The 999-nt window shown below is 61.4% G+C and carries 1 protein-coding gene; it reads left to right on the forward strand.

What is annotated here, in order from left to right:
* Positions 1–57 precede the first annotated feature (57 nt).
* Positions 58–999, forward strand: a 942-nt coding sequence (locus AC1D2E_RS35950) for an extracellular catalytic domain type 2 short-chain-length polyhydroxyalkanoate depolymerase (RefSeq protein ID WP_478201809.1), incomplete at its 3' end; no start/stop codon positions are given.

Below are 999 nucleotides of genomic sequence, written 5' to 3' on the forward strand. Positions count from 1 at the left end.
CTGCACTGCAACGCAGATCCTGCGTTCGTACGCGGCGAATCAGCGCTGGAGCCTCACGTGACCTGCATTGTGAATAGATCCGCGCTACTCGCGCTCGTGTTGGCGATCGCGGTCCTCGGCCAGGCGGCCCTTGCGGCGGAGGCCCTTCCAACTCTGCATGGTGATTCGTCGCGGACCTCGGTATCCGGGCTGTCGTCTGGTGCGTTCATGGCAGTCCAGTATGGCGTGGCCTATTCATCGAGCGTGAAGGGGATTGGCGTTATCGCCGGTGGACCGTACAACTGCGCGTTCGTGAACGTCGGTGGCATCATGACCTGCATGTCCGGCGTTCCGACGGGCTCCATGTCATGGGCGGCCGCCCAAGGCTTTGGGGCGCTTGGCCAAATCGATCAGCCTTCAGGCATATCGAAGCTCAAGGTCTACGTATTCGGCGGCACCAAGGATCAGGTCGTCCATCCCGAAGTCGTGGCTGCTACCCGCGACTTCTTCGTCGCCGCCGGGGTGCCGCCCAAGAATCTCGCTTATGTGAACAAGTTGCCCGCTGGCCATGCGTTCATCGCGGCTTCATTTGGCAATGCCTGTGGAACCAACAGCATGCCGTACATCGACCATTGCTCAGATCGGCGCGTCGCATACGACCAGCCAAAGGCCATCCTGCAGCACATCTACGGCCCACTGAGCCCCCCGGCGACTGCGCTGTCGTCGACAGTTCGTCCATTCGACCAGACGCCCTTCGCGAGCGTCGGCTCGAGTCTGGACACGGTGGGCTTCGTCTACATACCGAAATCCTGCGCGACCGATGCAAGTCATTGCGGAGTGCACGTCGTCTTCCACGGCTGCAAGCAGGGCGCGCAAAGTGTCGGGAGCGACGTCTATTCATCGGTCGGCTACAACCGATGGGCCGATGCCAACCGACTGATCGTCTTGTACCCGCAGGTGGTTACCAGTGCTGCATTTCCAAGCAATCCTGAGGGCTGCTGGGACTGGTGGGGCTACAGC

This window comes from Variovorax sp. P1_H2, from assembly GCF_056405295.1.